Below are 25288 nucleotides of genomic sequence, written 5' to 3'. Positions count from 1 at the left end.
ACAACTTCGGGCACCGCGCTCCCGCCCAGTACGCTTAGACGTTGTGAAGGTACTTGTGATTGGCCCCGGCGGCCGCGAGCACGCAATTGTCCGAGCCCTGCTGACCGACCCCTACGTGACCGAGGTGCATGCAGCGCCCGGAAACGCGGGCATCGCGCAGATAGTGCCCACCTACGACATTGACGCCAATGACCCGGCAGCAGTGCTGGCGCTCGCGCAGCGGCTGGAGTCGGACCTGGTGGTCATCGGACCGGAGGCCCCGCTGGCGGCCGGCGTGGCGGATCCGTTGCGGGAAGCCGGCATTCCGGTCTTCGGGCCGAGTAAGGAAGCGGCCCGGCTTGAGGGCTCCAAGGCGTTCGCCAAGCAGATCATGGCCGCGGCCAACGTGCCCACCGCGATGGCCAGGGTAGCCGTCAACGCGGAGGAAGCCGCCGCGGCGCTCGACATCTTCGGCGCCCCCTATGTGGTTAAGGATGACGGTCTGGCCGCGGGCAAGGGCGTGGTGGTCACCGAGGACCGCGACGAGGCCCTGGCCCATGCGCAGTCCTGCTTCGACGCCGGCGGGGAAGTGGTGATCGAGGAATACCTGGATGGCCCGGAGGTCTCCCTCTTTGTGATTTCCGACGGCGAGCGGGCCGTTCCGCTGGTGCCGGCGCAGGACTTCAAACGGATTTACGACGGCGACGAAGGTCCGAACACCGGCGGCATGGGCGCCTACACGCCGCTGGAGTGGCTGCCGCGCGGCTTCGTGGACGAGGTCATGGCGCGCGTGGCGATGCCGACGATCACCGAGATGGCCAACCGCGGCACGCCCTTTGTCGGCGTCCTGTTCTGCGGCCTGGCCGTGACCAGCCGCGGCCTGCGCGTGATCGAATTCAACGCGCGCTTCGGTGACCCCGAGACCCAGGCCGTGCTGGCAAGGCTGCGCACTCCGCTGGGCGGGCTGCTGCTCGCCGCGGCCAAGGGCGAGCTGGACCCGTCCGAACAGCTGAACTGGTCCAAGCGCAGCGCCGTGACCGTGGTTGTCGCTTCGGAGAACTACCCGGGCAAGCCCCGGACGGGTGACCGGGTCCGCGGCCTGAAGAAGGCCAACGCACTCGAGGACGTGCACGTGATCCACGCGGGCACCGCACTGGATGAGCACCGCAAGGTGGTCAGCGCCGGCGGGCGGGTGCTCGCCGTCGTCGCCCTGGGTGAAGACCTGGTGGAGGCGAGGGAAAAAGCCTACGACGGAGTGGAACTGATCCACCTGGACGGCTCACAGCACCGCACGGACATCGGACTTAAGGCGGCCAACGGCGAGATCGTCCTGCCCGGCCAGCGAAACGAAACAGCAGCAAAGGATCTGGCATGAATTTCAACCCCGAACACCTGGAGCTGCCCGGCTGGACCCACGTGTACTCCGGCAAGGTGCGCGACCTGTATATTCCCGCGCAGCCGGCCGAGGGCTCCGCACAGAACAACAACAACAACAAGTCCGCGGCGCGGCACCGGCTGCCGGATCCGATGGATGATGCGCAGACAGTGCTGGTCGTGGCCAGCGACCGGATCAGCGCGTACGACCATGTGCTGAGTACGCCGATTCCGGACAAGGGACGGGTCCTGACCCAGCTGAGCCTGTGGTGGTTCGAGCAGCTTCAGGGCGTGGCCAACCATGTAGTGTCCACCGACGTCCCCGAGGCCGTTGCCGGCCGCGCGATGGTCTGCAAGAAGCTGGACATGTTCCCGGTGGAATGCATCGCCCGCGGCTACCTCACCGGCTCCGGCCTGGCGGAGTACCGCGAGTCCCGCACGGTCTGCGCCATCCGGCTGCCCGAGGGGCTGGTGGACGGTTCCCGCCTGGAGCCGGCCATCTTCACGCCCTCGGCCAAGGCCGAAGTGGGCGAACACGACGAGAACATTACATACGACGCCGTGGTGTCCATGGTGGGCGACGATATCGCCGCGCAGCTGAGCAAGAAGACGCTGGAGATCTACCGCCGCGCCGAGGAGATCGCCCGCGAACGGGGCATCATCCTGGCTGATACCAAGGTGGAGTTCGGGATGGATCCGGAAACCGGGGAGATCACCCTGGGCGACGAGGTCCTGACACCGGATTCCTCCCGCTTCTGGGACGCGGCCACTTATGCGCCCGGGCAGGCCCAGCCGTCCTTCGACAAGCAGTTTGTCCGGGACTGGCTCACCTCCGAGGAATCCGGCTGGGACAAGTCATCGGACACACCGCCGCCGGCCCTGCCGGAGGACATTGTGGAGAAGACCCGGGCCCGCTATGTAGAGGCGTACGAGCGGCTCACTGGCCGGCAGTTCTCCTGACCACAGGCAGAACGCGGCCTGCAGGTCCAGGCTCGCTGACGGGGCGGGCAATTACGTGTGCCGCCTCGTCAGCCGTCACTCCGGCCTCCCGCTCGGCGGCGGCGAGCAGCCGCCCGAATTCGGTTACAGCCCTGGCATAGGCCACCAGCTCCTCGCTGCCACGGCCGAATCCGCCTGTTCCTTGCAGCCCTCTTTCAGGCCGCAGCAGTTCGGCACGCCGCATCCCGCGCAGCATCGCCGCAGTTGCAGGATTGGCGGCGTCGCTCAGAGCCGGGGCAGCGGCCGCGGCGGCCGGATCCAGCTCGTACTGCAGCCACCGCTTGATCAGCGCATCATGCTGTGCAGCCAAGGGCGCTGCGGCATTTGTACCCGCAGCCTGGCTGCCCGCCAGCCACCGGCGGCGCAAGTGCAGGCCTGCCGGCACCAGCGTCAGCAGCAGCAGGGCCATCAGGACCGACGCCGCGGTGGCGCTGAGGGCCGAGGCCAGAAAGACGAGCGTCAGGGCGCAGGAGAGGCCGGCAAAGGCGTACCAGAAGGTATTGTCCAGGTCATCCGGACGGTCGATTCCCCGCCCGGCAGCCCACGTGGTCGCCGTGAGGATGGCGACGACGGCCATGCCCGCAAGCAGCAGTTGACCGTAGTCCGTCAGGTTCATGGCCGGGACCTCCTAACTGCACAGCCCTTTAAGCCATTGCAGTACGGACCGGCAGGTAAGTCAATGCCCCTCGTAGCCCACCACGGCGTCGAGACGCCGGAGCCGCAGGGCCTTGGGCAGCAGCCGCATGGTGGTGTTGCGTGCCTTGCGTAGCGGCGCGGAGTCCAGCTGGGCCAGGCGCGCCATGGACCGTGAGCGTTCCACTATTTCGTTGGCGCGCGGCGCCCGGATCGATTCGTATTCCACCAAACCGTCCGCAATGGAATCCTTGCCCGCCAGCGCGTCTGCCAGCGCGACGGCGTCTTCCAGCGCCTGGCAGGCGCCCTGTCCGAGGAAGGGAAGCATGGGGTGGGCCGCGTCGCCGACCAGCGTGGCCGAACGCCCGGACCAGACTGGCTCCGGCTTCCGGTCAAATAGCTCGTGCGCAATGATGGCGCTTTCCTCGGTTTTGTCCAGGACTGACTCGATACCGGGGTGCCAGTGGGCGAAGTTTTCGATCGCCGTCATCTTCCACCCGTCCTGGCCGGCGGCTGCCAGCTCTTCGTTGGGCGCGGTGGCGTACCAGTAGATGCGGTTTCCGGAGAGGGGAGTGGCACCGAAAACGCCGCCGTCTCCCCACATTTCGCCCCACGGGACGGAATCGAGGTCTAGCCCCGCTGCATCGCATACGCCGCGGAAGGCCGTGGTTCCCGAGCTGCGCGGTTTATCCCGGCCGATCAAGGCGGGGCGGACCACCGAGTAGAGCCCCTCCGCGCCGACCACCAGTTCGGCGCTCTGCCGGCCGCCGTTGTCGAGTTCGACAGTGCTTCTGGGAAATCCGGGTTGGAAGCCGACGGCGTTGAGGCCCAGGTGCACCGTGTTGACCGCCAGCGGCTTGGCCAGAATGGCGGTGAGGTCCGCGCGGTGGATCATCTGGATGGGCAGACCGTAACGGCGCCGGACGTCCAGCTGCTCTAGCAGCATGATCGGGTTGCCGTCCATGTCCAGCACGTCGCCGCGGACCGGAACGGCGGCCGCCAGCACCTCGTCCAGGACGCCGAGCCGTTCCAAGGCGGCCAGGGCGTTGGGCCAGAGGGACAGGCCGGTGCCCGAAGGGGACAGGGTGCCGGAGCGTTCCAGCACGTGGACCTTCCAGTCCGTGTTCTGCAAGGCCAAGGCTGTGGCCAGGCCGCCGATTCCGGCTCCGATGATGATTGCCTTGCGCTCAGTTGCACCCATGCAACCAATACTTTGTGTATTTGGCCGAAAGATCAAGCTGGCAAGAAGAAAGGCCCCCGGCCTGGCATTGCTGCCGGCCGGAGGCCTTTCCTGCTGGTTTCGTCGGGGTGACAGGATTTGAACCTGCGACCTCGTCGTCCCGAACGACGCGCGCTACCAAGCTGCGCCACACCCCGAAACCTTTGCTCCGCCGTCGTTGTCCACAGCAGCAAAAGCAACTGTTCAAGAATAGCGGAGAAGGGCCGAAAGCTGAAATCGGGGAGCCGGTGACGCTGGACACACCGTCTGCGGCGGTCAGGCCGCCTCTGGACGGCTCCCGTAATCGTCAGGCGGAGCGGGGTGTGAGGGTCAGCAGAACAGCCTCCGGGCGGCAGGCAAAACGCACCGGCGCCATGCGGGACGTGCCCAGCCCCGCGGAGACGTTCAACGGCACGCTGCGGCCCGCGTGCTCCCAGTACGTCAGGCCCTTGGCCCGCCACGTGGGAAGGTCGCAGTTGCTCACCAGGGCGCCGTAGCCCGGAATGCAGACCTGGCCGCCGTGGGTGTGGCCGGCCAGGATGAGGTCGGGATCATCGGCGGTGAAGTAGTCCAGCACGCGCTGGTACGGGGCATGCGCCACGGCGATGCGCACATGGTCTGCCTCCGCGGAGGTCGAGGAACCGTGCGGATAGCCCGTGTACCGGTCGCGCTCAAGGTGCGGGTCATCGACGCCGGTGAAGTCCAGCCGCAGCCCGTGGAGCACCATGGACTGGTGGCGGTTGGTCAGATCCATCCAGCCCGAGGTGCTGAAGGTGGCGTGCATGTGGCGCCAGGGCAGCTCCCGGTCCGCGTAGTCCTCGGGCTGGTCGGACGGGCCTGCGAAGTAGCCGAAGGGGTTCTTCAGTACCGGCGCGTAATAGTCGTTGGAGCCCGGGACGAAGACGCCAGGGAAGTCGCGCAGGGGAGCGAGTGCCTCGAGCAGCGGTTCCACGGCCTCGCGGTGGCTGAGGTTGTCCCCGGTATTGACCACCAGATCAGGCTCCAGGGATGACAGGGAGCGCAGCCACCGTTGCTTCCGCTTCTGGCCGGGGGTCATGTGGATATCCGAAAGGTGCAGGATCCTCAGCGGCCGGCGTCCGGGCGGCAGGATGGCCAGGGTTTCTTCACGGACGCCAAAGAGGTTGCGCTCAATTAGGCTGCCGTAGGCAAAGGCGGCACTGCCGGCCGCCGTGACACCAAGTGCCACGTGGCCGGCAGTGCGAAGCTGCTTGCGCAGGTGTTCAGCGTCCATGGTCAGTCGTCATCATTTCCGCCGCCGTTACCGTTCCCGTTTCCGCCGTTTCCACGGCCGTTGTTGCCGTTGCCGCGGTCCTCGGAGCCGCCGTCGTTGTTTGATCCGCCGTTGCCCGAACCGCGGCCATTGTTCTGGGACTGCCGGGGCTGGGACTGCGCCGGGTTCACGATGCTGTTCGGCGGGTTCTCAAACGCATTCGTTTCGTAAAGCGGTGCAACGTCCATCATGTAGTCGGTCCACTGGGCGCCGGCGATGGTGGCGCCGTCCACGTAGTCGCGGGAAACGCCGTTGATGGGAATGTTGTTGAGGGAATCGTACGAGGTCCAGTTACCCACCCACGATGCGGTGGCGAGGCCGGTGGTGTAGCCGACCGTCCAGGTCTGCTCGGACACGTCTGTGGTTCCGGTCTTGGCAGCGGCAGGGAAGCCCATGGGCCGCATGTAGCCGGGGCTGTCCGCCACGAGGTTCTCGAGCGGGATAGTCACGGCGTTGGCCACATCCTTGGAGAGGGCCCGCTCGCAGGATTCCTTGGGTACTTCGTATTCCTTGCCCTGCGCATCCTTGACCGACGTCAGCGCGATGGGCTTGCAGTAGATGCCGCCGCTGGCGAACGTAGCGAAGGACGCTGCCATGGTGATCGGTGCGACTTCCTGGCCGCCGATCACGAACGACGGACTGTTGACCTCGAACGGCTCGCCGTCGACCGCGCGATGAACACCCATGCGGGTGGCGGCATCGCGGATATCGCAGAGATCCAGCATGGCGGCCTGCGCGGCGGTGGCGGAGTTGATCGACTTCGTCAGCCCTTCGCTGACGGTCATGGTCCGCTCCCAGCCGGAGATTGCGTTCTTGAAGTCCCACTTGTCGAACCAGGCCCCGGCGGGCAGGCAGCTGGCGTTCCAGTCGTAGCCGGCCGGGTACATGGTGCGGCTGGCATCGATCCGATCGTTCAGCTTCCGGCCGGACTCCAGCCACGCCACCGTGGTGAACGGCTTCATGGTGGAGCCGGGCTGGAAGCCGTAGGCGGTGCCGCCCATGTCGGCATCCACGTTGAAGTTCAGCTCGGTGTTCTCGGCCCCTTGTTCCGGACTGTAATTGGTGTTCTGGGCCATCGACAGGATCTTGCCGGTTCCGGGCTCCACGGTCACCATGGCCGAACCGGCCCCGGACTCGTCGCCCATGGGAACCTGCTCTTCAACGTTTTCCTGGGCGGACTTCTGGAGGCGGGAATCCAAGGTGGTCTGGATCTTCAGGCCGCCGCGGGCCAGCAGCTTGGACCGCTCGGTGGCGTCGGCGCCGAAAGCATCAGACTGCATGATGACGTGCTGCACATAGCTGCAGAAGTAGTCGGCGAAATTCGCGGCGACACAGCCCGAACGAACCGGCTGCAGGTCGACGCCCAGGTCCGAGGCCACCGCCTTGTCATACTCTTCCTGGGTGATTTTCTGGTTGCTCAGCATCGCGGCCAGCACCGTGTTGCGGCGTTCAATGGTCGCTTCCGGATTTGACACCGGATTGAAGTAGTTGGGGGACTGCACCATGCCCGCGAGCATGGCGGACTGTGCGATGTTCAGCTTGGCTGCCGGGACTCCGAAGAAGGTCTGCGCCGCGGCTTCAATGCCGTAGGTCTGGCCGCTGAAGAGCACGATGTTCAGGTAGCCCTGCAGGATCTCTTCCTTGGAGTATTCCTTTTCGACGGCGATGGCCAGCTTGGCTTCGCGCAACTTGTCGCCGATGGACTTGGTGCCGCTGATGGTCAGTTCGTCGGCGCTCTTGCCGGCGGAAGCACCGGCGTCGATGAGCACGTTGTTCACGTACTGCATGGTCAAGGTGGAAGCACCCTGCAGGTCGCCGCCGGCCATGTTGCTCATGGCCGCGCGCATGATGCCCTGCGGATCCACGCCGCCATGCTCGTAGTAGCGCACATCTTCAATGGAGATGATGGCGTTCTGCATGTGCTCCGAGACCTTGTCCAGCGTCACCGGGACGCGGTTCTCGGCGTAGAAGGTGGCAATCAGCTTGCCGTCCGCCGAGTAGATCTTGGAGGGCTGGGAGAGCGGGCTGGTCTGCAGCTCATCCGGCAGCTGGTCGAAATAGTCGATGGACGAGGTCGCCCCCACACCGGCTACGGCCGCTGCGGGCACCAGCAATCCGGCAGCGAGCACGCCGCAGAGCGCACTGATGCCAAGGAACGCCATGATTTTGCCCAGCGTTGTAGCAGTGTCAAAAAAAGGGGATTTACGAGCCGCCATGGGCTCTAGTTTACAAGCACGCGTTACGGTTGACTTATGACCAAATGGGAATACGCCACAGTTCCGCTCATTATTCACGCCACGAAGCAGATTCTGGACCAATGGGGAGAGGACGGCTGGGAGCTCGTGCAGGTAGTTCCCGGACCCGATTCCACCAATCTCGTTGCCTACCTGAAGAGGGAGAAGCAGTAACATGACGCAGCCACAGCAGTCCGCCGTTTCCGCCGTAGAAGAGCGCCTGGCTGAACTCGGCCTGACCCTGCCCGAGGTGGTCGCTCCCGTAGCCGCCTACGTGCCCGCCGTCGTGTCCGGCGACTACGTCTACACCTCCGGCCAGCTGCCGATGGTTAACGGTGAACTGGCCGCCAAGGGCAAAGTGGGCAACGTCTCAAGTTCTGTCTCGGCCGAGCAGGCCAAAGAGCTCGCTGCCACTTGCGCCATCAACGCACTGGCCGCCGTTAAGAGCGTCATCGGCGACCTGGACCGTGTCACACGGATCGTCAAGGTAGTCGGGTTCGTGGCCTCGGAGACGGACTTCACCGGCCAGCCGGCTGTCATCAACGGCGCTTCCGAGCTGCTCGGCAAGGTTTTCGGCGAGGCAGGCGCACATGCCCGTTCCGCCGTCGGCGTTGCCGTTCTGCCGCTCGACTCTCCGGTTGAGGTGGAACTGATTGCCGAGTTCAGCTAGTCCGCTTCGGCAGACCAAGCGCCTGTTCCGGCTTCCGCCGGACCAGCTGGAGGCCGCCCGCAGCTGGTTCGACCATGGCGAGCGCACGCCGCGCAAACCGCGGTACGCGTCGTCCGTTGTCCTGATCCGCGACAGCCCGGAGGGTACCCAGACTTACCTTGGGTACCGCTCCGGCAGTTCGCCGCTGGGCGCCATCGCGTTCCCCGGGGGAACTATCGATGACGAGGCGGACTTCGAGCCGGTGCCGTGGTACGGGCCGTCGGCGGCCAAATGGGCCCAGCTGATGGGCTTGGAAGATCATCAGCACGCCCGGGCTCTTGTGGTGGCCGCCATCAGGGAACTGTTCGAAGAGAGCGGCATCCTGCTGGCCGGGCAGGACGAGTCATCCCTGGTCGAGGGCGGCGACAGCGAGGAATGGATGCGCGCACGCCTGGCGGTCGCGGAGCAGGAAAAGAGCTTTCCGCAGCTGCTGGACCGCTGGGGACTGGGGCTGCGCACCGACCTGTTGAAGCCGCTCTCGCGGTGGCTCAGCCCGGACTTCGCCCACCGCCGGTTCGATACAAGGTACTTCGCCGCGGCACAGCCGGTCAGCCAGCAGCCGAGCCTGCTGGCTGGCAAGGGTGTCTGGGCGTCCTGGGTCTGCGCCGGCAAAGTGATTGCAGAGCGGAACACCTCCGCACTCGGGGATCTGGCGGACCAGGAAGACACCCGCGGGCTGAACCTCAGCGAGGTCTCCTCACCTGCGGTGGAAACAATTCTCGAAAAGATTGCTTCCGCCCGCGGCTGCATTGCCTACCTGTCCCACAAGCGGCCGCTGCGCGTCTATCATCCGGAACTGGTTCTGGTGGAGGGCGAGCCGATGCTCGAAGTCGAGACCCTCACCGCCCCCGAAGGCGGTTCGCTGCAGCGCGGACGGTAATTTCCGCAGCACAAGTTCCGCAGTAGAGATAACGACGGCGACGCTTACCTTCCAAGGTGAGCGTCGCCGTCGTTATTTTTCCGCTTTGCTGCGTTTTGGGTTTCTGCCTACGGCTGCCCCCCGTAAGCAGAAACCCCAATCGAAGCGGAATGTAAGCGTTTAGCGGGAGCGCTGGCGCAGCCGCTGGATGTCGAGAATGACCACTGCGCGGGCTTCCAGGCGCAGCCAGCCGCGCTGGACGAACTCGGCGAGGGCCTTGTTGACGGTTTCACGCGAAGCGCCGACCAGCTGGGCCAGCTCTTCCTGGGTCAGCTCGTGGGCCACCAGGACACCGTCCGTGGCCGGACGGCCGAAGCGGTCGGCAAGGTCCAACAGGGCCTTGGCCACGCGGCCGGGAACGTCCGAGAAGACCAGGTCGGCCAGCGAGTCATTTGTGCGGCGCAGGCGGCGGGCCAATGCCTGCAGCAGCTGGGCGGAGACCTCGGGGCGGGTTTCGAGCAGGCCACGGAGGTTTTCGTTCTTCAGGCCAGCCAGGCGGGTCTCGGAGACCGCGGTGGCCGAGGTGCTGCGCGGGCTCGGATCGAACAGTGCCATTTCGCCGAACAGCTCGCCCGGGCCGAGGATGGCCACCAGGTTTTCGCGGCCGTCGGCAGCGGTGCGGCCGAGCTTGATCTTGCCGGAGACGATGAAATACAGCTGGTCGCCCTGATCGCCTTCACGGAACACTGAGGCGCCGCGGGAAAGGTCCACTTCGGTCAGCTCGTCGGTCAGTGCGGCAAACACATCATCGTCGAGGGAAGCGAAAAGCGGTGCGCGGCGTAATATCTCAATGTCCATGGAGTCTCCTGTTTCAGTCTTGCGGCGGTCAGCCGGCTGCTCGTCAGCTAGGCACTGCGTCCCATTTTGCCGTATATAAAGCACTTGTGACATCTTCCACAGGCGCGTTTCGCTTAGGGATGAGGAAAATGGTGGTCAGTGCAATGGGAAGACAGCGTTGTCTGAGGTGCCGTAGCGCAGAACGTAGCAGCGGCCCGGCATATTCCCAGCCTCGGATACTAGACTAATGCCTAAACTTCCGGCCCCGATGGAGACAGCTTGCTTTTTGGCCTGACGATCCTGGACATTGTCCTGATCCTGATCCTGCTCGCCTATCTGGTTGGGGGGCTGCGCAAGGGCTTCCTGGTGACGCTGGGCGGCATCGTCGGGTTTGTCCTTGGTGCCATCGCCGCATTCCTGTCGGTTCCTTTTGTGAGCATGTGGGTACCGGACCCTGGTTGGCGCCTGACCGCGATCATCGCCGTCGCGGTCCTGCTGGTGATCCTGGGCCACGCCATGGGCTCGGGTATCGGCCGTGCAATCCGGCGAAGGCTCGACTTTCCCCCGGTGAGACCGGTGGACCGGCTGCTGGGCGGAGCCGCCAACGTGGCCGTCGCAGCACTGGTGATGTCGATGCTGGCCTTCAGCATCAGCGCCCTGGGTGTGCCGTTTGTCTCGCAGCAGATCGCCGGTTCGAAGGTCATCCAGACCATCGATTCCCTGACGCCGGCCCCGGTGAAATCCTGGCTGGCGCAGGCTCGGTCCATCGCCGTCCAGGACGGCATTCCCCAGGTGATCGACGGCGTGGCGCCCTCCGACCCGGTGCCGGTTCCGGACGCGGGCGCGGATACGGCCGCACTGAACGAGGCCGCCGAATCCGTGGTGAAGATCGCCGGCACCGCATTCCAGTGCGGCCAGAACCAGACCGGCTCGGGCTTCGTGATCGCGCCGGACCGTGTGATGACCAACGCCCATGTGGTGGCGTCCGTGAACGAGCCCGTGGTGGAGATCCCGGACGGCCGGGTCCTGCCGGGCCGCGTGGTGCATTTCGATCCGGTCCACGATATCGCCGTGCTGGCCGTGGAAGGCCTGGACGTGCGCCCGCTGCCGGTAGGGGAGGAGTTGGCCGACGGCACGCTGGCCGCCTTCCAGGGCTACCCGGCCGGCGGTCCCTTCCAGAGCCAGCCCGCCACAGTGCAGGGCCTGTCCACCGTACTGGTGCAGAACATCTATGGCGCTGACCCGGAGGAACTGGAGGTCTACACGCTGGCCGCCGACGTGGAGCAGGGGAACTCCGGCGGCCCGCTGCTGGACCAGGACGGGCGCATCGCCGGTCTCGTTTTCGCCAAAGCCACCGACGACGTGCCGGTAGGCTACGCGCTGTCCCTGGACGAAATCCGGCCGGTCATCGATAACGCCATGGTCTACCAGGAGACGGTGTCCGCCGGGCAATGCATCCGGAAGTAGCGCCAGGATCCCAAGCTGCCGGCGGTATTAGAGCCAGTCCAATGACTGGCCGTGCGGGCCCGTGAGCGCAACGGGACGGCCGTTGTGCCGGAGCACGAATCTGCCGCGCACATGGTCGGCGTCGATACCTTCGGGCCCGTCGCCGGGTTGCGGCAGCACCTGTGCGCCTTCGTTGGACAGCCAGTGCACGCCAAGCTCCCGCACTGTCTGCGCGAACTTCCGCCGTTCGGGCGGAGCCAGGTAGGCCAGCACTGCTGAATGAAGTACGACGACGGCCGCTTCCGCAGGTGCCTCGGCAACCACTTCCGCAAGGCGCTGGTTAAGGTCGCCGGCGACCAGCCGCGGGGGATCCTGCCGGGCTATCGCCAGGGCCGACCGCAGCCGCTGCTGCCTGAACTCCTGTTCCGGCCAGACCAGCGCTTGGAGCCACGCGACGTCGTCGTCGTTCGCGCTGTCCAATGGATTCAGGTCGATGCCGGCCCGCCAGCTGATCGTCGGCAGCTCGGACGGAAGCGGTGCAGGTCCGGTGACGGCACAGCTCAGCACCGGCGAGTCCGGGGCCGAGGCCGGCCCCGCAAGGACAGGGCCGCCGTTGTACTGGTAACGGTAGCGGTCCGGAAACAGCACCAGTCCCGCGGAAGCGCCGACCTCCAGCAGCGCCAGCGGTCTGCCTTCGGCCGCGGCGATGCCGGCCAGCGAGGGAAGGAAGACCGCGCAGCGGCCCGGTTCATTGGTCTGCGTGGAGCGGTTCAGGATGACCCGGCGTACCTGCGGCCAGCGGGAGAACATGAACTGCCGGAATGCCGTATAGGGGGTGATGCCGGCACCGGCGAACCTGGCCGCGGCGAGGACAAGGTTCGGCTGGCGCTTGGCATAAGGCAGCGCGTCGATCAGGGCCAGTAGCTGCCGATCCTTGCTGATGGCCAGCGTCCACTCCGCATAGCAGTCGGACTGCCCGCGCGCCTCGAACAGACTGAAATTGCGGTACCAGTCCGCCGTACTCGAACCCGTCCCTGAAACTGCGCCGCTGCCGCCTCCGGAACTCCGGCCAGCTCCCGGTCCGGCACCGCTGCCCGCGTCCATCAGGCCGGCTAGAGGGCTTCGGCGAGCAGATCGATCGCGAACTTGTAGCCGCTGATGCCCGCGCCGGCAATAACGGCCTGGGCAATACCGGAGATGTAGGAGTGGTGGCGGAACTCCTCGCGACGGTGGATGTTGCTGATGTGCACTTCCACCACGGGAAGCTCGACGCCGGAGAGCGCATCCCGTAGTGCCACGGAGGTGTGGGTGTACGCGCCGGGATTGATCACGATGCCGGCTGCGGTGCCGCGGGCCCCGTGGATGGCGTCGATGAGTTCGCCCTCATGGTTGGACTGGAAGCAGGTAGTGCCTAGTCCGTGGGCCTTGGCTGTCTGCGCGGCGAGCTGCTCTACGTCTGCCAGTGTGGCCGAGCCGTAGATGGCGGGTTCCCTGGTCCCCAGCAGGTTCAGGTTGGGGCCGTTGAGAACCAGGATTTTCTTGTCTGCCGTACCGGCGGATTGCGAAGTCATGGCTTAACTATGCCTCAGCGGCGGACGCGCCCCCGAGCCGCGTTACGGCCTCCCGACGGGACCTGCCCCGAAACGAAGGGCGGCGGCCGGCAGGATGTCCTGCCGGCCGCCGCCGCCGCATCTGGTGCGCAGGTTTCAGCCCTTGAGCGAGGAAGTGATCTGCTGCATCACGGTGTTGTCCGCCAGGGTGCTGGAGTCGCCGGCTTCGCGGCCTTCAGCGATGTCCTTGAGCAGACGACGCATGATCTTGCCGGAGCGGGTCTTGGGCAGTTCCGGCACCACCAGGATCTGGCGCGGCTTGGCGATCGGACCGATTTCCTTGCCCACATGGTTGCGCAGGGTGGTGACGATCTCCGGGTCTTCGACGGCATTGCCGCGGAGGATCACGAACGCCACGACTGCTTCGCCCGTGGTTTCGTCCGAGGCGCCGACGACGGCGGCTTCGGCCACCGAGGGATGGCTTACCAAGGCGGATTCGATCTCCGTGGTGGACAGGCGGTGGCCGGAGACGTTCATGACATCGTCGACGCGGCCGAGGAGCCAGAAGTCGCCGTCGTCGTCCTTCTTGGCGCCGTCGCCGGCGAAGTACATGTTGTCGAAGCGGGACCAGTAGGTCTCCTTGTAGCGTTCCGGATCACCCCAGATGCCGCGGAGCATGGCCGGCCACGGCTTGCGGATGACCAGGTAGCCGCCATGGCCGTTGGGCACCGACTGGCCCATCTCGTCGACGACGTCGACGGCGATGCCGGGCACCGGAGTCTGTGCCGAACCGGGTTTGGTTTCCGTGATGCCGGGCATCGGGGCAATCATGTGCGCGCCGGTTTCGGTCTGCCACCAGGTGTCCACGATCGGGGCCTTGTCCCCGCCGATGACGCGGCGGTACCACATCCAGGCTTCCGGGTTGATCGGCTCGCCCACGGAGCCGAGGACCCGGATGGAGGACAGGTCGAATTTCGCTGGAATGTCTTCGCCCCACTTCATCATGGTGCGGATCGCGGTGGGCGCGGTGTACATGATGGACACCTTGTACTTCTCCACCAGTTCCCACCAGCGGCCCTGGTGGGGGGTGTCCGGTGTGCCCTCGTACATCAACTGGGTGGCGCCGTTGATCAGCGGCGCGTAGGTCACGTAGGTGTGGCCGGTGACCCAGCCGATGTCCGCGGTGCACCAGTACACGTCGGTCTCGGCGTGCAGGTCGAAGGTGGCCTTGTGCGTGAACGCGCTCTGGGCCAGGAACCCGCCGGTGGTGTGCAGGATGCCCTTGGGCTTGCCGGTGGTGCCGGAGGTGTACAGGATGAACAGCGGGTGCTCGGCGTCATGCGGCACCGGGGTATGGTCCGCGGACGCGGATTCCACCACTTCGTGCCACCAGCGGTCGCGGCCCTCGTGCCAGTCCACGGGCTCGCCGTTGCGCTTGACGACGACGACGCTGCTGACGGAATGACCCTTAGCTTCCAGGGCGGCGTCCACGGCCGGCTTCAGCGGGCTGGGCTTGCCGCGGCGGTACGTGCCGTCCGAGGTCACCACGAGCTTGGCCTCGGCATCGTCGATGCGGCTGCGCAGGGCGTCCGCGGAGAAACCGCCGAAGACCACCGAATGGATGGCACCGATGCGGGCGCAGGCGAGCATGGTGATGACCGCTTCGGGGATCATCGGCAGGTAGACGGCAACCCGGTCGCCCTTGGCCAAGCCGAGGGACTCGAACGCGTTGGCCGCCTTCTTGACCTCTTCGGTCAGCTGGGCGTACGTGTAGGAGCGGGAGTCGCCCGGCTCGCCCTCGAAGTAGATGGCCACTCGGTCGCCGAGCCCGTTCTCCACGTGGCGGTCCAGCGCGTTGTATGCCGCGTTGAGCGTCCCGCCGACAAACCATTTGGCAAACGGCGCATCCGACCAGTCCAGAGTCTGGGTGAAGTCTTCGTTCCAGGACAACAGTTCCCGTGCCTGCTTCGCCCAGAAGGCTTCATGATCGGCGTCGGCCTCCTCATAGATGCCGGGCTTGACCACCGCGTTCGCGGCGAATTCCTCGCTCGGCGCGAACTTCCGGTTCTCCTGCAGCAGGTTTTCCAGGGCATCGCTCGTGGCGGGCTGGGTTCCGTTGGCTTCAGACATATGAAGACCCTTTCGTGGTGTTGCGGCTGTGCGTGGCACATTCCGCCAGGACGGGCGGCCACTCGTGCTGATCATCACATTAGTCCCTGCGCTTAGTCATCGTGGCACGGGTCACAGGTTCGGATGTAAAAGGACGTAATTCTGCGGTGAGCGGTGAAAAAGGGTGTCGAACGGCTCCTGCGGACACCGCGGTTCGGCTAGTGATGGCTTACTTCCTTGACTACGCTGAGACCAGCGCAAGCTCTGCCAAGGCCTGCTTTGGCCGCGACGATCGGAGAATGACTATGACAGATCACGCAGTAACCACTTCGGACGGCGTCAGCGAGGCAGTAGCCGGGCCGTTCACTGTGCGGGACGTTGCCGTGGCACTGTCCGTGGTGCTGCTGTTCCTGGCCTCAGTGCTGCCCACCGCTGTCATTCAGGGAATCGGGCTGAACCAGTGGAATTCCTCCAACCTCTTCCGCCTTGGTCTGAGTATTCTGCTGCCGGCCATGGTGTTGGCGCTGTTTATCATCCGCCGGCTGGCACCGAAGACAAAGCTGCGCATCGGCTCACTGTCCGTGGACCAGTTCGCCTCGGTAGTGGCTTCGTTTACTACCGGATACTTCTTCCTGACGCTGGTCAGCGCATTCAGCCTTAGCGCCGCGATCGGCTTCATCGGCAGTCTCGGTCTGCTCGCCGCCACCGTTTGCGCACGCTGGATTCCACAGTTCCGGGCAGATTTTGCAGGGCGGCTCGAAACGCCGGCACATCCGATTGCGCGGGATGCGATTCCGGCCCGGGCCAAAGCGCCCAAACCGGTCACGGCAGAAGCCGGACAGGGGACGGAACAGGCAACAAATGGCTCAGCAGTGAAGGCGGGTGCAGCCGGTTCTTCGACAAGGGGGGCGAAGGCCACCAATTCAACGGGGCTCGGCACCAAGGGCGGTGCAGCAGCTGCAACCGGTGCCGCGTCCGGCGCCGCTGCCGGCCTTTCCGGCCCCGGCACCCACGGAGCATTCGCAACGGCATCCAACGCAGGGGCCGGTGCTCCAGGCAAAGACAAGGGAACTCGTGATCAGGGCCGTTCCGGCGTTGCGCCGCAGGGCCGCTCGCATGAGGCTGCCGGGCCGACGGGCGTTTCGGGTGAGGCGAGGACCGGTTCCCAGCCCCATGGCACCGGTGCTGCAGCACCGTCCGGTTCCGCCGCTGATTTCGCGGCGCCTGCCGGGACAGGCGCCGCGGGCGTGGCCGGTGTGGCCGCTGCGGCGGAAGCGGGCAAGGCAGACTCGAAGAAAGAAACTTCATCGGCGCGAAACGGTGAGGCAGCGGGGAACGAGGATCTCACGGCCCCCGGCGCCGCCGATGGCGAGGCAGTGGGCATTCCGATGTCCGACGACGAGGTGACGGCTGAAGCCGACGCCAAGCAATCGGCCAAGGAGTCGAGTGCGGCTTCGTCGGCCCGGGCGGCGAAGGACGCGGCACGGCCGCAGGACCGCGGGGAAGTGACCGAGGCGGACAGCATCGCCGGTGCGGGATCCAGAGGACCGGATGCCGGCAAGGAGCAGCCGGACGCCGGGGTAGCTGCTTCCGGCGAATCCGCCGGCGAGCAGCCCAGCGCATCACAAACTGCTCCTGCCGCCCAGACAGTCGAGACCGGACGCTCCGAAGACCGGGCCGAAGGACGGTCCGAGTCCGAAATGCCGAAAACTGCGGCCATGGGTTCGGTAGCGGGCGCAAGCACCGAAGGGACCAGGCTTGACGCCGCTGAACCGATCAGCGCCACCCGGGATCACATCGAGGAATCCGACGAGGATGTCACTTATGAAGCCTTCTGGTTCGCCGTCGGCCGTACCCGGCCGACATACGACGAAAACACGGGTGAAGTAGCCTTCATGCTGGAACCGGGCGCCTGGATTTTGGCGCTGCAGGACCGCGGGGATGAGTTCCTCGTCCAGCACACCGACGGCCGGGTTGGCGTGCTCAGGGATCTCACCAACATTGAACGCGCTTAAGGGCCAGCGGCCCGTGGCGCGACGCAAGATCAGTCCGGATGAGTCCCCGCTGGCCCTCAAACGCCGCGCGCGCCGCATCAACAAGATACTGGCAGAGCAGTACCCCTACGCGGTTGCGGAACTGGATTTCCGTAACCCCTTCGAACTGCTCGTTGCCACGGTGCTCTCGGCCCAGACGACTGACGTCCGGATCAATGCCACGACGCCCGCGTTGTTCGCCCGTTATCCGGATGCCCGGGCCATGGCCGAAGCTGATGAAGCCGAGTTGCAGGAGATGCTCCGGCCCACCGGATTCTTCAGGGCCAAGACGGCCAGCGTTCTGGCGTTGTCCAACAGGATCGTCGACGAGTTCGACGGCGAAGTCCCCGGCCGGCTGGAAGACCTGGTCACACTTCCAGGTGTCGGGAGGAAAACGGCAAACGTCGTGCTGGCCAATGCCTTCGGCGTTCCCGGCATCAGCGTGGACACTCACTTCGGCCGGCTGGCCCGCCGTTTCGGCTGGACCGATGCCACCGACGCGGTCAAGGTCGAGTTCGATGTTGCAGAGCTTTTCGAACCCAAAGACTGGACGATGGTTTCGCATCGCGTCATTTTCCACGGCCGGCGGATCTGCCATGCACGCAAGCCAGCCTGCGGTGTCTGCCCGGTAGCGGCGCTTTGTCCGTCCTTCGGGGAAGGCGAAGTCGACCCGGACAAGGCGGCCAAGCTGCTCAAATATGAACTTGCCCCCGGGCGCGAGGAGCTGCTGGCCAGGATGCGGGCCGGCGAGAGCCGTGCGGAACTGCGCGCGGCCGGCTTTAAGCTGGATGCATGAGCGCGAAGTCCGATCTGCAGCAGCTTCTGAACGTCCCCATGGAAGAGCGGCTGTCCGTACGGGACCGTGAGGGCTGGTACAACGTCGAGCTCGACGACGAGGAATCCCGGGCGGCAGCGGTCCTGCTGTTGTTCGGGGCGCTGGACAGCACGCCATCCCAATTCCATGAGTCGGCTGTCCCCGATGACCTGGACGTACTGTTCGTGGAACGGGCAACCACCTTGTCCTCCCACCCCGGACAGGTAGCGTTTCCCGGCGGCGGAATCGACCCCGAAGACGACGGGCCGATTGCCGCGGCCCTGCGTGAAGCAGTGGAGGAAACGGGGCTCGATGCCACCGGAGTGGAAGTGCTTGGTGTGCTGCCGGAGATTCCGCTGTCGGTCAGCAATTTTCTGGTCACCCCAGTAGTGGCCTGGTGGTCCGCGCCGTCGCCGGTAGCCGTGGTCGACTTCGCCGAGTCTGCCCAGGTCTTCCGGGTGCCCGTGGCCGACCTGCTTAATCCCGCCAACCGGCGTACGACAGTTGTCCGGCGGGAAGGACAGGTTTTCAAGAGCCCCGGCTTCCTGGTCCATAACGTCATTGTCTGGGGCTTCACCGCGATACTGCTAAGTCATCTTTTCGACGATCTGGGCTGGACAATCCCATGGGACCAGTCCCATGAGATCCCCGCGCCGCTGCGCCCGGTTGCTCCGGTTGAGGACCCGTCCCAAGCTTGAACTTCAGCGGCGCCGGAAACCAGACGCTGGCCGGGTCCACCCGCGGCGGGCCGGAGCGGTAGCGGGAGGAACCCAGCCAGCCCTCTTTCTCCCAGACCTTCATTGTGTTGTTCATACGGGAGTACCAGCCGTAGGCGGAGTAGGCTCCGAGGACTGCCGGTGAGACGACGTCGGGATTGAGCATGCGGACGCCGGCGCGGCCGGCAACCGGGCGTACTTGTTTTGCCACCATCCCCGCAGCGCCTTGGGCCTCTTTTCGCACAGCTCCAGTTAGGGCCCCGGTCAGCAACGCCTCCGGCCCGCTGGCGGCAACACTGAGCAGCCGGTCACCTTGCTTTGCTGCCAAGCTTGCATGCTTGGCAGCAAAGCTGCGGGCAGCAGCTACCGGTGCGGAATGGAGCGCCGATCGGGCGAAGGTGCCCATGGCCACCGCCTGCATGCCCAGCGGCCCGGGCAACGAGCGCTGTGCAAGTTCCGTCAGCCTTCCGATGCCGGCCAGTTTCCGGGAGATATCGAGGGTGGTGGTAATCAGCGGTTTCACCTGGGTACCGAGCCTGCCGGTGGCAGCCAGGAACGCCGCTACGGCCTGGCCAACTCTGGTGGCGACAAGGCCGGTGGTAATGATGAGTCCGCCACCGGCGGTCAGCCAGGCTGTCACTGCTCCCATGCCGATCAGCGCGGCGATCTGCAAGCCGAAGTCCCGGGCTTCCTGGACCAGGGCGGCGTGTGCTTCCTCTACCGCGCCTGCCAGCTCGTCGCAGTCCCTCCCCAAGGCATCGCACCCTTCGGCGACGGCCACGGCACTGAGGTACAACTCCTCCTGATGCGACTCGAGCAGCACGATGTCTGCTCCCCGCTGTCCGGCCAACGGGGCTGTGGTGGTGCGCAAGGCTTCGCTGCCGAGCGCACGGAGATCTGCGCCAACCATTCGCCAGGCGCCAGCGGTAGCCCGCATGGCGTCGGCATCGCCCGAAGGCCACCTTTCACCGGCGGCGTCTGCGATGAACTGTCCGAACTCGGGAAGGACCGGGATCCTGCCGCCGACTGCGGAGACCGGCAGTTGCCGGCACAGCGCGGGCGCTGCCGGCTCCTGCGGCGCCGCATAGGGATGGTCCTTCCCACTGGCCAGTTGCTCGGTAAAGCGGTAGAGCTCGGCCGCGGCCCGGGTATGGAACCCGGCGGACGCATAGGCCGAGCCGAGCCGCTCAAGCGAGGTGAGGATCTGGACGGCGGCGTCGTCGTACGCCTGCCCCCATTCCATCGCCTCCGTCTCCCAGCCTGACATTCCCGCCGCCGCGGCAGTTCGCGAGACGGCGTCGACGCGCAAGTCCGCGGATCTGTCCGCAGCACCCTGCGCCGCGGCAGCCGAGACGAGCATAGCCTCTGTATCGATAGTCAAGATTGGCACCAGCACCCCCTGTCAGCTGCCGGTCTGGGCCGGTCGAACAACGTTGGTTCGAGCCTAGGGGGACGGCAGGCGCCAATGCCATGGCCCCTCTGCTACTTGTGGATAACCGCTACTTCGCATCGGCGTAGGAATCCACCACCGCGATGCTGACGGCGAACTCGATCGGGATCGGACCGAACATCAGCCGCGTAGCCTCCGCCGCCGACTCTTCAACAATCCGGCACACCAGCTGGATCTGGTCCGCGTTCGCGTGCAGCATCACTTCGTCGTGCAGGAAGAACACCAGTTCCCCCACATAGGTGCCGTCCGCCGCTGCGCTGCGCAGCCGCCGTCGTAATTCTGCGAGCCAGCACAAGGCCCATTCCGCTGCTGTCGACTGGATGATGAAATTACGTGTGAAACGTCCCCTGGTGCGGGCGATGCTGTCCGCCCGGCGCTGTTCCTCCGCCGTGGTGGTCCGCTGCGCCTGCAGCCAGCGTTCCGAGGGAGTGGCGCAGCTCCGCCCCAGATAACTGCTGACGATGCCGCCGGCTTCGCCCGTCCGCGCGGCACGTTCGAGGATGCCGATGGCCCGCGGGTAGGTCCGCGTCAGCTGCGGCACCAGCCGGCCGGATTCGCCGGTAGTCGCGCCGTACATGGCTCCCAGCATGGCCACTTTCGCCTTGGCCCGGTCGCCGCCGAATCCCACGTCGGCGATGCCCTGGTACAGATCCTTGCCCCGGGCTGCCGCCGCGAGCGCGGAGTCCTGGGCCAACGCGGCCAGCACCCGCGGCTCAAGCTGGGCGGCATCGGCCACCACGAGCTTGTGGCCGGGGTCCGGGCGGGCGGCGTCGCGGATCTGCTGCGGAATCTGCAGCGCGCCGCCGCCGCGTGACGCCCAGCGGCCGGTTACCACCCCGCCCACAATGTATTCGGGCCGGAAGCGGCCGTTCCGCACCCAGGTATCCAGCCAGGTCCAGCCGTTGGCCGAATGCAGCCTCGAGAGCTTCTTGTATTCGAGCAGCGGGGCAATGGCCGGGTGGTTGTGTTCCTGCAGTTCCCACGATCTGGTGCTCTTGACCTCTATCCCGGCGCGGTGCAGGGCGCGTAGCAGCTCCTGGGCGGAATCCGGGTTGAAGCGTGGGTTGTCCAGCAGCTCGCGCAGCCGGGCGACGAGCCTCTCCAGCTCAAGGGGGCGCTCGCCGTTGCGCGGACGCGGACCGAGGAATCCTGCCAGGATCTGCTCGTGGATGTCTTCGCGCCAGGGCACGCCGGCGTATTCCATTTCGACGGCGATGAGCGCGCCTGCGGATTCGGCTGCCACCAGCAACTGGAGCCGTCCGCGCCGGGATGACCCAGCAACAGCTGCCAGTTGGTCTTGCAGCTCCCGGATCAGTTCATGCACGCTTCTACCGCGGGGCTGCGGCGAATCAAAGAGCGTGAACTGATCCGGCGAATCAGGCACAGGCAGGACCTGGCGGGGCAAGCCGTCACGTTCTTCATCCGTCACGGCGGACCGCCGCAAGGACAGGACATAATCGCTGCCGGGCGCGAACTCGGACAGCGACAGGATGTTGCGGGTCAGGGTCAGATCGTGGCAACGCTCCACGCTCGCTCCCGCCTTGAGCATCGGCAGGTAACTGCTCCGCGTCGTGTCCCAGACCCAACGGACACGTCCTTGCTCGGCACGGCGGACGGCGCCGGGAAGGTCTGCAAGGCTTACGACGGCGGCGGGGCCGGTGGGTGCGCCCGTTGCGTCTGCGGGTTGGAGACAGAAGGCCTGCCCGTCCCGCGAAGCAGTGCCGGCGCCGGGCGCAGCAGGGGCAAGGACCATGTACATGTCTCCAGTTTCTCCTGTTTCGCCGGGTTCCTCTGCCGGCTGAGCGTGAGATGCCCGCAGACTGCGGATGGGAGCTGTCGGCAGTTCTCCTCCACAGCGGCGGAAGGTTTTCGGGGTTTGCACAATCCGGTGCAGGCGGGTGTCGGCGGCAGGCAGGGACAGCCAGTCTCGGAACATGCAGGAGCAGATTTCAACAGCCCAGCCGTGGACACCGGAGCACGGCATGCCCGAGGTACTGCTGGTCACCGAGGCGGCGAGATTGCGCGATGAAGTCGCCAGGATCGCGGCCGCAGCCGGAGTGGGCCTGCGGATTGTGGCCGTGCAGGATCTGGGGCGGGTTCCGGACGGGAGCGTCCTGGTACTGGGCAGCGATGCTGCCTCCCGGATGCCTAGGCTGGGAGCGGATGTCATTGTGGCCGGCTTCCCGGAGGAATCCGTGCTGCTCTGGGAACAGGCCGCGATGGTTGCCGCCCACCGCGTGGCCGTGCTGCCGGACGCGGCCGCGTGGTTGGCAGAGTATTTGAGCAGGAACAGGCAGCGGGACGGCGCGGGGACCGTGGTGGCCGTGCTGGGCGCCACTGGCGGCATTGGCTGCTCCACGCTGGCCTGCTGGCTCGCCGCGGAGACGGCGGCACAGGGAGTGTCTACCCTGTTGGTGGACACGGACCAGCTCGGTAGCGGGCTCGACCTCGGGCTGGCGCCCGAACCGCTGACCGGGTTGCGCTGGCCGGATCTGGCTGGGGTGAAGGGAGCCGTCAACCCGGCCCAGCTGAGGGCTTCGTTGCCGGTCACTAACGGATTCTCCGTGCTGTCCTGGGGAGGCGGCGAAACCTCATCGCCGGCATTGGACGTGCCGGCACACGCCATTGGCGGCGTTATGGCTGCGGCGTCGGAAGGATTTTCGCTCGTGGTCATAGACGCCGGCCGGGTCCAGCAGGGGCTGGACCGCTGGCTGGATACCGCTGATCAAGCCCTGCTGTTGATGCCTTCCGGCACCCGCGGTGTTCTCGCAGCCCGTGCCGCGGCGGAAATCCTGCACCCGCTGACAGTCAGTGCGGTGGTCCGCGGGCCGTTGCCTGCGGGACTGGACGAAGAGTTGGCGGCCGCTTCGGCGGGGCTTGAACTCGCAGGGTATGTTCCTCGGCTTCGCGGGATGGGGCTGGTGCAGGAAACCGGAAGGCTGTTGGAAAGAGGCCAGAGCCGCAGGGTCCGGCGGCCGGTGAGAAGGCTGGCGCGGCAGATCATGCATCTACCAAGCAAGGAGCGTTGACCATGGCCGTACCAGCTGGCTCTCGCGGCCGCCGTGCCGCAACCGGGCCTGTAGGGTCCCCGGTCAACCTGGCTCCTTTCCGGGATGCAGTGTTGTCCGATCCGTCGCCCGTCACGGGAGCTCGCGTGGCAGCGGCGGTACAGTCGAGCGGCCAGCTTCTGGGCACCGACGGTGTGCTGGAGGCCGTGGAGAACCTGACGGCTGACCTGCGGGGTCTCGGACCGCTGCAGCGGCTGGCCCTGAAAGGGACAGTCACGGACATTCTGGTCAACGGGCCCTCCGAGGTATGGACCGACGGGGAACGAGGCCTGGAGCGAAGCCAAGTCACTTTCAGCAACGATGCAGAGGTACGCGCCTTGGCTACCCGGCTCGTGACTGCAGGGGGCCGCCGGCTCGACGACGGCAACCCGTGCGTGGATGTGCGCCTCGACGGATACCGGGTCCATGCGGTCCTGCCGCCGGTATCCACCCAGGGAACGCTGCTGTCAATCCGCATCCGCCGGCCCCGCGTGTTTACCCTCGCCGAACTGGTCGGGCCTGCATCCGGTTGGCTACCGTATCTCGAAGCAGTGGTGGCCGGGCGGCTGAACTTCCTGATCAGCGGTGCCACCGGCTCGGGCAAGACCACGATGCTGTCCGCGATGCTCGGGCTCTCCGCGTCCTTTGAACGGTTGGTTTTGGTCGAAGACGCAGCGGAGCTCAATCCCGACCATCCGCACGTTGTCGGTCTGCAAAGCCGGCACAGCAATCTGGAAGGCAGCGGCAGTGTCGACCTGGGCGAGCTGGTCCGCCAAGCCCTGCGGATGCGTCCGGACCGTCTGATTGTGGGGGAGTGCCGGGGTGCAGAGGTGCGCGAGTTCCTCGCTGCCATGAACACCGGTCACGCCGGGGCGGGCGGCACTGTGCACGCCAATTCAGCCGCCGGTGTGCCGGCCAGGCTGGCGGCCATGGGAGCACTCGCCGGTTTGGAACCCCAGGCGCTGGCCTTGCAGGCCAGTACGGCACTGGATGTGATCATTCATCTGGACCGCACAGCTGCCGGCAGGCAGATCAGGGAGTTGGCGCTGCTGCGGGCCACGTCGGCGGGAACCCTCGAAACGGTGCCGGCACTGGTGGCCCGCGGCACCACTATGGAATTCGGACCAGGCTGGCGGGAACTGGAGCCCAGGTTGTTCGGGGCGGGAACAGGCCAAGCAAGAACAGCCGGGTCATGACGGCGCTGCTGGTGACGCTGCTGTGTCTGGCAGCCATCGTCGTCCTGGGCTGCGGGAAACGTCGGCTGGCTCCAATCAGTGCTGGGTTGCTACGCCTGCCGCAGCCCCGCCGGCGTCCGGGCAAACGCGGTCGGGACAGCGCCGATGAACTGCCCATGTTCGTGCGGCAAGTGGCTTCCTTGCTGCGCTCGGGACGGACCCCGGCCCAGATGTGGGCAGACATTCTCCGGGTCTATGGACCTGAAGAGTTCGCGCCGGAAGCAAGCCGGAATCCACCTGAGGCGGAGCAAGCGGACCGTCCGGGGGAGGGCCTTCCTGCGCTGCTTTTGCCTGGCATGCGATCGGCCGGACAGGCGGCCGAGCTTGGATTAAGCGTCGGCTTCGCCCTGCGCCAGGCCAACGTACCCGGCGTCGGGACACGGTCGCCGGCTGCCGTAATGGCCAGACGTATGTGGCAGGATATGGCGGCCTGTTGGGACGCTGCCGAACAGACCGGAGCGCCGCTGGCCGTCCTGCTGGAAAATTACGCCGGACATCTGCAGCACACCCTGGACGGGGCAGCCGCCCGGCGTACCGCATTGGCCGGCCCACGTGCCACGACCACGCTGCTGACGTGGCTTCCGATCTTTGGTCTCGGCCTCGGCATTGCCATGGGTGCCGATCCTCTTGGCATCCTTCTGGGAACCCCGGCGGGCTGGGCCATCCTCGCCGTGGGGTTGGGGCTGCTGGCAGCAGGCCGGCTCTGGTCCCAGCGTTTGGTCAGCCGCGCTGCGGACGGATAAGTCCGTATGCG

Annotated in this window: 21 protein-coding genes and 1 tRNA gene; 12 read left to right on the top strand and 10 right to left on the bottom strand. The window is 66.2% G+C overall.

Annotated features, from left to right (window positions below; all coding sequences use genetic code 11):
- The first annotated feature begins 43 nt into the window (after positions 1-43).
- Both purD and AC20117_RS02750 read left to right on the top strand, forming a co-directional pair.
- The gene (purD, locus tag AC20117_RS02755) at positions 44-1354 is read left to right on the top strand and encodes a phosphoribosylamine--glycine ligase (protein ID WP_074701085.1); all 1311 of its coding nucleotides are present in this window, start codon (positions 44-46) and stop codon (positions 1352-1354) included.
- Positions 1351-2313: a phosphoribosylaminoimidazolesuccinocarboxamide synthase gene (locus tag AC20117_RS02750; protein ID WP_074701086.1), complete on the top strand. Its 963-nt coding sequence runs from the start codon at positions 1351-1353 to the stop codon at positions 2311-2313. The genes purD and AC20117_RS02750 overlap by 4 nt, the downstream gene beginning before the upstream one ends.
- Here AC20117_RS02750 and AC20117_RS02745 read toward each other — a convergent pair.
- From AC20117_RS02745 to AC20117_RS02725, 5 genes are all read right to left on the bottom strand, one after another.
- A complete protein-coding gene (locus AC20117_RS02745; RefSeq protein WP_074701087.1) occupies positions 2291-2968 on the bottom strand; it encodes a hypothetical protein in 678 nt (225 codons plus the stop codon). The two genes, AC20117_RS02750 and AC20117_RS02745, sit on opposite strands and share 23 nt — an antisense overlap.
- Positions 2969-3028: 60 nt before the next feature.
- Positions 3029-4186 carry an FAD-dependent monooxygenase gene (locus AC20117_RS02740; protein ID WP_074701088.1) on the bottom strand — a complete coding sequence of 386 codons (1158 nt, stop codon included), beginning with the start codon at positions 4184-4186 and terminating at the stop codon, positions 3029-3031.
- Positions 4187-4288: 102 nt separating this feature from the next.
- Positions 4289-4362 (bottom strand) — tRNA-Pro (locus tag AC20117_RS02735).
- A 149-nt stretch (positions 4363-4511) separates the two neighbouring features.
- On the bottom strand, positions 4512-5456 hold the full coding sequence (locus AC20117_RS02730) for a metallophosphoesterase (RefSeq protein ID WP_074701089.1): 945 nt from the start codon (positions 5454-5456) through the stop codon (positions 4512-4514).
- Positions 5457-5458: 2 nt separating this feature from the next.
- A complete protein-coding gene (locus AC20117_RS02725) occupies positions 5459-7711 on the bottom strand; it encodes a transglycosylase domain-containing protein (protein WP_074701090.1) in 2253 nt (750 codons plus the stop codon).
- Positions 7712-7747: 36 nt separating this feature from the next.
- Between AC20117_RS02725 and AC20117_RS02720 the strand changes: the two genes are divergently transcribed.
- Genes AC20117_RS02720 through AC20117_RS02710 form a run of 3 tightly spaced genes read left to right on the top strand, consistent with a single transcriptional unit; the run spans position 7748 to position 9318 of the window.
- The gene (locus AC20117_RS02720; RefSeq protein WP_074701091.1) at positions 7748-7903 is read left to right on the top strand and encodes a Sp36 family protein; all 156 of its coding nucleotides are present in this window, start codon (positions 7748-7750) and stop codon (positions 7901-7903) included.
- A 1-nt stretch (position 7904) separates the two neighbouring features.
- The gene (locus AC20117_RS02715; RefSeq protein ID WP_074701092.1) at positions 7905-8399 is read left to right on the top strand and encodes a RidA family protein; all 495 of its coding nucleotides are present in this window, start codon (positions 7905-7907) and stop codon (positions 8397-8399) included.
- Positions 8383-9318 (top strand): NUDIX hydrolase, encoded by a 936-nt coding sequence (locus tag AC20117_RS02710; protein WP_074701093.1) that lies wholly within the window; start codon positions 8383-8385, stop codon positions 9316-9318. The genes AC20117_RS02715 and AC20117_RS02710 overlap by 17 nt, the downstream gene beginning before the upstream one ends.
- Before the next feature lie 159 nt (positions 9319-9477).
- Here the strand turns inward: AC20117_RS02710 and AC20117_RS02705 are convergent, their stop codons facing one another.
- Positions 9478-10155 (bottom strand): Crp/Fnr family transcriptional regulator, encoded by a 678-nt coding sequence (locus AC20117_RS02705; protein WP_074701094.1) that lies wholly within the window; start codon positions 10153-10155, stop codon positions 9478-9480.
- A gap of 258 nt (positions 10156-10413) precedes the next feature.
- Between AC20117_RS02705 and AC20117_RS02700 the strand changes: the two genes are divergently transcribed.
- Positions 10414-11601 carry a MarP family serine protease gene (locus AC20117_RS02700; RefSeq protein WP_074701095.1) on the top strand — a complete coding sequence of 396 codons (1188 nt, stop codon included), beginning with the start codon at positions 10414-10416 and terminating at the stop codon, positions 11599-11601.
- A gap of 27 nt (positions 11602-11628) precedes the next feature.
- On the opposite strand, the gene AC20117_RS02695 is transcribed toward AC20117_RS02700, so the two are convergent.
- The 3 genes from AC20117_RS02695 to acs all read right to left on the bottom strand — a co-directional run bounded on the left by AC20117_RS02695 (position 11629) and on the right by acs (position 15260).
- Positions 11629-12684 (bottom strand): DUF2332 domain-containing protein, encoded by a 1056-nt coding sequence (locus tag AC20117_RS02695; protein WP_083339763.1) that lies wholly within the window; start codon positions 12682-12684, stop codon positions 11629-11631.
- Between the two features lie 8 nt (positions 12685-12692).
- A complete protein-coding gene (gene aroQ / locus AC20117_RS02690; protein WP_074701096.1) occupies positions 12693-13151 on the bottom strand; it encodes a type II 3-dehydroquinate dehydratase in 459 nt (152 codons plus the stop codon).
- A 135-nt stretch (positions 13152-13286) separates the two neighbouring features.
- Entirely contained in the window at positions 13287-15260 is a 1974-nt protein-coding gene (gene acs / locus AC20117_RS02685) for an acetate--CoA ligase (protein WP_074701097.1), read from the bottom strand.
- Between the two features lie 278 nt (positions 15261-15538).
- Between acs and AC20117_RS02680 the strand changes: the two genes are divergently transcribed.
- From AC20117_RS02680 to AC20117_RS02670, 3 genes are read left to right on the top strand one after another with little or no spacing between them, the layout of a single operon-like run.
- On the top strand, positions 15539-17254 hold the full coding sequence (locus tag AC20117_RS02680) for a YihY/virulence factor BrkB family protein (RefSeq protein WP_139186792.1): 1716 nt from the start codon (positions 15539-15541) through the stop codon (positions 17252-17254).
- Positions 17241-18068 (top strand): endonuclease III, encoded by an 828-nt coding sequence (nth, locus tag AC20117_RS02675; protein WP_418202236.1) that lies wholly within the window; start codon positions 17241-17243, stop codon positions 18066-18068. Before AC20117_RS02680 ends, nth begins: the two co-directional genes overlap by 14 nt.
- Positions 18065-18784, top strand: coding sequence for an NUDIX hydrolase (locus AC20117_RS02670; RefSeq protein WP_074701099.1), 720 nt, complete (start codon positions 18065-18067; stop codon positions 18782-18784). Before nth ends, AC20117_RS02670 begins: the two co-directional genes overlap by 4 nt.
- A gap of 1517 nt (positions 18785-20301) precedes the next feature.
- Here the strand turns inward: AC20117_RS02670 and AC20117_RS02665 are convergent.
- Complete coding sequence (locus AC20117_RS02665; protein ID WP_074701100.1) at positions 20302-22011, bottom strand: bifunctional 3'-5' exonuclease/DNA polymerase; 1710 nt, start codon at positions 22009-22011, stop codon at positions 20302-20304.
- Positions 22012-22186: 175 nt separating this feature from the next.
- Here AC20117_RS02665 and ssd point away from each other — a divergent pair, with 175 nt between their 5' ends.
- From ssd to AC20117_RS02650, 3 genes are all read left to right on the top strand, one after another.
- Positions 22187-23281, top strand: a complete 1095-nt coding sequence (gene ssd, locus AC20117_RS02660) for a septum site-determining protein Ssd (RefSeq protein ID WP_158300426.1) — start codon at positions 22187-22189, stop codon at positions 23279-23281.
- Positions 23282-23406: 125 nt separating this feature from the next.
- Complete coding sequence (locus AC20117_RS02655) at positions 23407-24495, top strand: TadA family conjugal transfer-associated ATPase (RefSeq protein ID WP_418202235.1); 1089 nt, start codon at positions 23407-23409, stop codon at positions 24493-24495.
- Positions 24492-25277 carry a type II secretion system F family protein gene (locus tag AC20117_RS02650; protein WP_074701102.1) on the top strand — a complete coding sequence of 262 codons (786 nt, stop codon included), beginning with the start codon at positions 24492-24494 and terminating at the stop codon, positions 25275-25277. Before AC20117_RS02655 ends, AC20117_RS02650 begins: the two co-directional genes overlap by 4 nt.
- Positions 25278-25288: the final 11 nt, after the last annotated feature.

The organism is Arthrobacter crystallopoietes (assembly GCF_002849715.1).
GTDB classification, from domain to species: Bacteria; Actinomycetota; Actinomycetes; order Actinomycetales; family Micrococcaceae; genus Crystallibacter; species Crystallibacter crystallopoietes.
The sequence above is the reverse complement of the archived record's forward strand: the minus strand, read 5'-3'. Positions and strand labels throughout refer to the sequence as shown.

What these genes read in the sequence shown, in the direction of transcription:
- AC20117_RS02740 (WP_074701088.1), bottom strand. Translation starts at nt 4,186, where the DNA reads ATGGGTGCAACTGAGCGCAAGGCAATCATCATCGGAGCCGGAATCGGC.
- ssd (WP_158300426.1), top strand. Translation starts at nt 22,187, where the DNA reads ATGCAGGAGCAGATTTCAACAGCCCAGCCGTGGACACCGGAGCACGGC.
- AC20117_RS02750 (WP_074701086.1), top strand. Translation starts at nt 1,351, where the DNA reads ATGAATTTCAACCCCGAACACCTGGAGCTGCCCGGCTGGACCCACGTG.
- aroQ (WP_074701096.1), bottom strand. Translation starts at nt 13,151, where the DNA reads ATGACTTCGCAATCCGCCGGTACGGCAGACAAGAAAATCCTGGTTCTC.
- AC20117_RS02715 (WP_074701092.1), top strand. Translation starts at nt 7,905, where the DNA reads ATGACGCAGCCACAGCAGTCCGCCGTTTCCGCCGTAGAAGAGCGCCTG.
- AC20117_RS02705 (WP_074701094.1), bottom strand. Translation starts at nt 10,155, where the DNA reads ATGGACATTGAGATATTACGCCGCGCACCGCTTTTCGCTTCCCTCGAC.
- AC20117_RS02695 (WP_083339763.1), bottom strand. Translation starts at nt 12,684, where the DNA reads ATGGACGCGGGCAGCGGTGCCGGACCGGGAGCTGGCCGGAGTTCCGGA.
- AC20117_RS02720 (WP_074701091.1), top strand. Translation starts at nt 7,748, where the DNA reads ATGACCAAATGGGAATACGCCACAGTTCCGCTCATTATTCACGCCACG.
- AC20117_RS02665 (WP_074701100.1), bottom strand. Translation starts at nt 22,011, where the DNA reads ATGTACATGGTCCTTGCCCCTGCTGCGCCCGGCGCCGGCACTGCTTCG.
- AC20117_RS02730 (WP_074701089.1), bottom strand. Translation starts at nt 5,456, where the DNA reads ATGGACGCTGAACACCTGCGCAAGCAGCTTCGCACTGCCGGCCACGTG.
- AC20117_RS02745 (WP_074701087.1), bottom strand. Translation starts at nt 2,968, where the DNA reads ATGAACCTGACGGACTACGGTCAACTGCTGCTTGCGGGCATGGCCGTC.
- acs (WP_074701097.1), bottom strand. Translation starts at nt 15,260, where the DNA reads ATGTCTGAAGCCAACGGAACCCAGCCCGCCACGAGCGATGCCCTGGAA.
- AC20117_RS02725 (WP_074701090.1), bottom strand. Translation starts at nt 7,711, where the DNA reads ATGGCGGCTCGTAAATCCCCTTTTTTTGACACTGCTACAACGCTGGGC.
- AC20117_RS02680 (WP_139186792.1), top strand. Translation starts at nt 15,539, where the DNA reads ATGACTATGACAGATCACGCAGTAACCACTTCGGACGGCGTCAGCGAG.
- AC20117_RS02650 (WP_074701102.1), top strand. Translation starts at nt 24,492, where the DNA reads ATGACGGCGCTGCTGGTGACGCTGCTGTGTCTGGCAGCCATCGTCGTC.
- AC20117_RS02670 (WP_074701099.1), top strand. Translation starts at nt 18,065, where the DNA reads ATGAGCGCGAAGTCCGATCTGCAGCAGCTTCTGAACGTCCCCATGGAA.